The following is a 2,431-nucleotide window of genomic DNA, read 5'->3' on the forward strand; positions in this document are numbered from 1 at the left end:
TTGGCTGCCTCGCGTGCCGCGGCCAGGCCGGCCGGGCCGGCACCGACCACCAGCACGTCGGTATGCACGTACTTGCGGTCGTAGACGGCCTCGTCCGTGCGGGGATCCAGCTGGCCCAGGCCGCTCAGCAGCCTGGCGTCCATGCCGTCCGTCAGCTCCAAAGCCGTCGCCGGCAGCATGGACTCGTCAACGTGCCCGGTGTAGCGGGCACTGACCTTGACCAGGGCGTTGGGCTCTTCCACGCCGGCCGACATGATGCCGCGCGGGCGGCCGAGATAGAGCGAGTCGCCCACCGTGACCTTCCCGGCGGCGAGCAGTGCGGAGGCCAGCGTGTCCCCGGCGTAGCCGGTGTAGGTGTCGCCGTCGAGCGTGAAGTTCAGCGGCTTGTTCCGGTCGATCCGGGCAGCGGCGCCGGCGGGGGCGGCAAGCCGCTGGGACTGGTTGGCGATGTTGCCGGTGGCGGTCATTTCGCTCCTCCTTCGGCCGGCTGGGCCTTGGCACCCGCGAGGCTGCCGAGTTCGATCGGTGGTTTCTCGCCGGGCTTGTACACGGCTTTGAATTCGTAGCTGACGGTGTCGCGCACCGCGTTGAACCAGCGCCTGCAGCCGGTGCTGTGCACCCAGCGTTCGGCGAACAGGCCCTTGGGGTTGGCGCGGTAGAAGAGGAACTTCGCCCATTCCGCGTCGCTCAACTGGTTCGGGTCCGCCGGGTAGGCGACGTGGGCCTGGCCGCCGTAGTGGTATTCGGTCTCGTCGCGCGGCCCGCACCAGGGGCATTCGATCAGAAGCATCTCGGTCTTCCTTCCTAGTGGGCCACGGCGGCGGCGCCGTGTTCGTCGATGAGGTGTCCGGTCTCAAACCGGTCCAAGGCAAATGGCGCGTTCAGCGGGTGCGGTTCGTCCGTGGCGATGGTGTGGGCGAAGGTGTAGCCGGCGCCCGGCGTTCCCTTGAACCCGCCGGTGCCCCAGCCGCAGTTCACGTAGAGCTGGTCGATCGGCGTCTTGGACACGATCGGCGAGGCGTCCATCGTGGTGTCGACGATGCCGCCCCAGGTCCGCAACACGTGGGCGCGGGCGAAGATCGGGAAGAGCTCGACGGCGGCCGCCATCTGTTCCTCGATGACGTGGAAGGCGCCGCGCTGGCCGTAGCCGTTGTAGGTGTCGATGCCCGCGCCCATGACCAGTTCGCCCTTGTGTGCCTGGGAGACGTAGACGTGGACGTGGTTGGACATGACCACCGTGGGGTGGACCGGCTCGTGCAGCTCGGAGACCAGCGCCTGCAGCGGGTGCGACTGGATGGGCAGCTCGAAGCCGGCCAGTTCGGCGAGCACCGAGCTGTGTCCCGCGCCGGCCAGGCCGACCTTGCCGGCGTTGATCCGGCCGCGGCTGGTTTCGACGCCGACAACCCGGTCGCCGTCCTTGAGGAATCCGGTGACCTCGCAGTTTTGGATGATGTCCACGCCCATCTCGTCGCACTTGCGGGCGAAGGCCCAGGCCACGTGGTCGTGCTTGGCGATGCCGGCGCGGGGCTGGTAGGTGGCACCCATGACCGGATAGCGGATGTCGTCCCCGGTGTTGATGATGGGGCACAGTTCCTTGATCTGGTCCGGGGTGATCCACTCGGCATCCACGCCGTTGAGCTGGTTGGCGTTCACCCGGCGGATGCTCTCGCGCACGTCCTGCAGGGTGTGCGCCAGGTTCATCACGCCGCGCTGGGAGAAGAGGAAATCGTATTCCAGTTCCTCCGGCAGCTGCTCCCAGAGTTTGAGCGAGTGCTCGTAGATTCCCGCGCTCTCGTCCCAGAGGTAGTTGGAGCGGATGATCGTGGTGTTGCGGGCCATGTTGCCGCCGGCCAGCCAGCCGCGTTCCAGCACCGCGATGTTGGTCATGCCGTGGTTTTTGGCCAGGTAGTAGGCGGTGGCCAGGCCGTGGCCGCCGCCGCCGACGATCACGGCGTCGTACGAGGATTTCGGCTCCGGATTCCGCCAGAGGAAGTCCGGGTGCTCGGGCAGCAGATCGGCCATTATTCGGCTCCGTTCGGCTCGGCGTTCAGGTTGGGGTAGAGCGGGAACTTCTCCGCCAGCAGGGCCACGCGGCCGCGGAGCTCGGTGAGCAGCTCCTCGTCCGGTGCACGGGTCAGGGCGGCGGCAATGATGTCTGCCACCTCGGTGAATTCGGCGGCGCCAAAGCCGCGGGTGGCCAAGGCAGGGGTGCCGATCCGCAGGCCGGAGGAAACCATCGGCGGGCGCGGATCGAACGGGACCGCGTTGCGGTTGACGGTGATGCCGATGGAGTGCAGCCGGTCCTCGGCCTGCTGGCCGTCCAGTTCCGAGTTGCGCAGGTCCACCAGGACCAGGTGCACGTCGGTGCCGCCGCTGACCAGGCTGATGCCGGCGGCCGCCACGTCGTCGGCCAGCAGCCGCTGGGCCAGCA

At 68.2% G+C, this 2,431-nt stretch carries 3 protein-coding genes and 1 pseudogene; all 4 read right to left on the reverse strand.

Annotated elements, in window-relative coordinates:
• Positions 1 to 467 (reverse strand): 2Fe-2S iron-sulfur cluster-binding protein (locus AC5RUJ_RS14655; protein WP_494156086.1); only part of this gene is annotated, 467 nt, incomplete at its 3' end.
• Positions 464 to 790, reverse strand: a complete 327-nt coding sequence (locus AC5RUJ_RS14660; protein ID WP_494001737.1) for a sarcosine oxidase subunit delta — start codon at positions 788 to 790, stop codon at positions 464 to 466. The genes AC5RUJ_RS14655 and AC5RUJ_RS14660, both read right to left, overlap by 4 nt.
• A 14-nt stretch (positions 791 to 804) precedes the next feature.
• The gene (locus AC5RUJ_RS14665; RefSeq protein WP_494128076.1) at positions 805 to 2,022 is read right to left on the reverse strand and encodes a sarcosine oxidase subunit beta family protein; all 1,218 of its coding nucleotides are present in this window, start codon (positions 2,020 to 2,022) and stop codon (positions 805 to 807) included.
• Positions 2,022 to 2,431, reverse strand: a pseudogene (locus AC5RUJ_RS14670) (serine hydroxymethyltransferase); the annotation flags it as partial. The gene AC5RUJ_RS14665 and the pseudogene AC5RUJ_RS14670, both read right to left, overlap by 1 nt.

Source organism: Arthrobacter sp. Y3223164 (assembly GCF_059091005.1).

Bases quoted from the DNA above. Each gene is read 5' to 3' on its own strand.
- AC5RUJ_RS14665 (WP_494128076.1), bottom strand. From the start codon at position 2,022: ATGGCCGATCTGCTGCCCGAGCACCCGGACTTCCTCTGGCGGAATCCG.
- AC5RUJ_RS14660 (WP_494001737.1), bottom strand. From the start codon at position 790: ATGCTTCTGATCGAATGCCCCTGGTGCGGGCCGCGCGACGAGACCGAA.